Annotated in this window: 6 protein-coding genes; all 6 read left to right on the forward strand. The window is 29.5% G+C overall.

The features are described 5' to 3' along the window. A partial coding sequence (locus ACH5TX_RS01030; RefSeq protein WP_439337698.1) for a hypothetical protein occupies positions 1 to 284 on the forward strand: 284 nt, incomplete at its 5' end. 133 nt (positions 285 to 417) lie between these two features. Further along, on the forward strand, positions 418 to 966 hold the full coding sequence (locus ACH5TX_RS01035) for a hypothetical protein (RefSeq protein WP_439337699.1): 549 nt from the start codon (positions 418 to 420) through the stop codon (positions 964 to 966). A 151-nt stretch (positions 967 to 1,117) separates the two neighbouring features. Next, on the forward strand, positions 1,118 to 1,564 hold the full coding sequence (locus ACH5TX_RS01040) for an Imm44 family immunity protein (RefSeq protein ID WP_439337700.1): 447 nt from the start codon (positions 1,118 to 1,120) through the stop codon (positions 1,562 to 1,564). Between the two features lie 2 nt (positions 1,565 to 1,566). Further along, positions 1,567 to 1,866: a hypothetical protein gene (locus tag ACH5TX_RS01045; RefSeq protein WP_439337701.1), complete on the forward strand. Its 300-nt coding sequence runs from the start codon at positions 1,567 to 1,569 to the stop codon at positions 1,864 to 1,866. A 163-nt stretch (positions 1,867 to 2,029) separates the two neighbouring features. Continuing rightward, entirely contained in the window at positions 2,030 to 2,839 is an 810-nt protein-coding gene (locus ACH5TX_RS01050; RefSeq protein ID WP_439337702.1) for a hypothetical protein, read from the forward strand. Between the two features lie 173 nt (positions 2,840 to 3,012). Then, a partial coding sequence (locus ACH5TX_RS01055; RefSeq protein WP_439337703.1) for a hypothetical protein occupies positions 3,013 to 3,455 on the forward strand: 443 nt, incomplete at its 3' end.

The following is a 3,455-nucleotide window of genomic DNA, read 5'->3' on the forward strand; positions in this document are numbered from 1 at the left end:
CTGAAAAACAAGAATCAAAAACAAATTCAGATGATATTATGAGACTGTGGTCTCTGCCGAACATAATTGGAAAAAAATTAAATGTAAATGATGTTTGTGACTGGTTAGTTACTTACAAAAATGAAATTCCACTTTGGATACAAATTGAATCGACTATTGAGGAAAATGTTTTGAAATTATTAATAAGCAAAAGGTTTCGGAAAATAAAAATAGTTGAAGAATGGCATAAATCGAATGAATATAAACCTATACGGAATGAAAAAACGCCACACAACAAAGCATAAAATTAATGGCTAGTTTTAGCTTACTTGGAAAATTCCTGCGGAATTTTCCGCTGGCTAGTTTCTATTTATTAAATTAGTGCTTAAACGCGCCACTAATATTATACGTAACCGTTACTTGCAATTTAAACCAACAATGAAAAAAGGAATTTTAATAACAATAATTGGAGTTTTAATTATCGGAATTGGATATGTCGGAATTGAAATGTTTGACTTTGCCAAAGGAGTAAAAGAAGATATTCCAAAAAACATTGAGAATTTTAAAAAAAACGAATCAATAAAGCTAACTGAATCGGAAACCGAACAGAAACTTGACACTCTGAATATTGACAATTACAATCTTGTATTTTTTCATCCAAATGAAACAGAATTTGAAGATTTACTCAAAAAATACGGAGAAGAAAGTGATGGACTTTATGAAGTAGATTCTGATTTTAGTTTTTATACAAACAAAGTTTATGACTCAATCTCGAAAACGAATTTAAAAGTTATAATAGCAACGAAAAGAATAATAAAATACTCAACTAAAAACGGAATTAAATATCTTGACCGACTAAATAATGAAGAACATCCTTATGGAATCATATTTAATAATGTGAAATGTGAGCCGAAAATCGAATTCGGAGTTATGACAGACATCGGAATTTTTCAAGAATTAACGGAATATAATAAAAACTGCAAGTAACAAAGTATAAGAAATAATGCTTAAATTTATTCCTAAATCTAAAGGTTAGTGCGCATTTGGTCTCTCTGATTTTCCTACGGAAAATCCTCGGACACAAAATCGCACTATTCTTATACACAACCGTTGGCAACAATATAAAAAAAGCGTAAAATTGACTTTTGGAATAGCACAATATACTAATCTAACTCAAGAACAAAACAATTGGATAAATGACCTTTCAATTGATTTTAAGTCGTTTTTTGAAAATCGGAATTACGGAAAAGACCTAAATGAATTATATTTTGGACTAATAACTGTTAAACCAGAGTTTGACCAATTTTTCAAGAAAAAAAGACCTGTTTATAGACCTGGAGAAAGGACTTCTTATGTAGACGGAATTGAAATAAAATCAAATAATTGTGCAGAAATAAAGTGCAAACTTGATTTTGGCAAAGTTTCTGAGCTTAAGAAAACAGAGTTAATTGAAAAAGTTTGTGAAGAATTATTAGCGGAATCTGAAAGTCTTACTCGAATGTCAAAATTAAAGAATTTTGATTTTAAGTCATTTAAATCGGACTTTGAAAATTATATGATTGATAAAGGATATTTAAAAAAATAGTTATGGAATTAAAAGAATTTGTGGCAGAAAGTATAAAACAAATTGTAGATGGTTTAGTGGAGGCTAATGACTATATTTTGGAAAAAACCAATAGTTCGGAAGGAGTCAGAAGCGATTACAAAAAAATTAATTTTGACGTTGCAGTTACTACAAATGAGGGTGAAAAAGATAAATTGGGTGGTGGAATCTTTATTGCCCAAGTTTTTAAAGCTGGTGCATCTTCTGAATTGACGAGTGTAACATCAAATACAAGTCGCATTCATTTTGAGGTTTTAGTAAATACATCAATGAAAAAAGGATAAAAATACTGTTGCCAACAAAGCATAAAATTAATGGCTAGTTTTAGCTTACTTAGAAAATTCCTGCGGAATTTTCCGCTGGCAAGTTTCTATTTACTAAATTAGTACTTAAACGCGCCACTAATATTATACGTAACCGTTGCCCACAAGCTGAAAAAAATCCAGAATGACAGGAATATTAGCCCAAATTATTACAATTACATCTTTCGGAAATGAATATCTAAAAAATGGAAAGCTAACAGATTTTTATCCTCAAAACTCTACTTTCCAACATTGCGATTTTGTAGACTTTAGAGAAATGAAAAAAAAGAATATTTTCAGTTCTAAAAAAGAAATTACGGTATCAAAAAATCCAATTGAATGGTTTGAGTATTTAAAGTCTAAGAATTGTAAAAAACTTCGACTTTTCTATCAAACAGTTAAAGAAGATGACCATAAAATGGCTGGATTTGTTGGAGGTGGCGGAAACTGGTTTATAGAAACGATTTATTCAAAACATTCTGATTTTTGGATAAGTAGATGGAATCACGATAAGAATTTGATCGAAAAACCTTGGCAAGTCACTTACGGAAAAGCAATTGAAAAACGACCAATTATAAATCAACAATTAGATGTAATTCGAACAAGAGAAAATTTAAAAACTTGTCTCGAAAAAATAACTGACTTTGCTTATAAAGAAACGACAGAGAATTGGGGAAAAATATTTGAAACAGCCAAAGGAACTCTAGAAAGCGAAAATCCTGAATCTGACTTTTATCACAATGACTTAATTTGTTGGAATAATTATGATTTACAAAATCGACAATTATTAATGTCTGCAAGTAAAGCATTTGTTTTTGGCGGAATGGGTTCCTGGAATGATATGGGATTTGAAAAAAAAGAAATTGACGATAATTATAATAAACTATCGACGGAATTATATAAATCAATGATGGAATCAATAACGTGTGCGATAAATAAAGACAAATTTGAATAAAGCCAGTGGGCAACAACGTGTATAATTAATGGCTAGTTCGAGCCTACTTACGAAAATCCTCGCGGATTTTCTATTCAGTATTTATTTACTAAATTAGGTACTTAAAACACACCACTAATCATACACAAGACCGTTGGCAACAAGCAAAAATCAAAACTCAAAAAGAAATAAATTTGAATAAAAAAGATAAAATAGAAATATTTGAAAATGCCATCAGTTGGATTATCGTTTTTGCAATGTTTATTTATGGAGGAGCTAAATTAATTCAATTTGATAGAGCCACTGAAATTGACAAAACTGTTTCAGAATTAAGTGGAATGGAATTAATGTGGGCTTTTTATGGTTATTCAAAATCATTTGCTATGACTTTAGGGATTTTTGAAATAATTAGTGGAATTCTTATTCTTATCAAAAAAACTCGAATTATTGGCTGTTTATTTACATCAACTATATTAGTAAATGTAATTTTTCAAGACATCTATTTTGGAGTTCATTTAGGAGCTTTGAAAGCTGCTATTCTATATCAAATATTGATTTTAATTATTTTGTGGCTGAATAAGGAAAAACTAATCAGAGGTATAAAAATATTATTAGAATCGAATAAGATTGAACAACC

The organism is Thalassobellus citreus, from assembly GCF_044385915.1.
Classification (GTDB): Bacteria; Bacteroidota; Bacteroidia; order Flavobacteriales; family Flavobacteriaceae; genus Thalassobellus; species Thalassobellus citreus.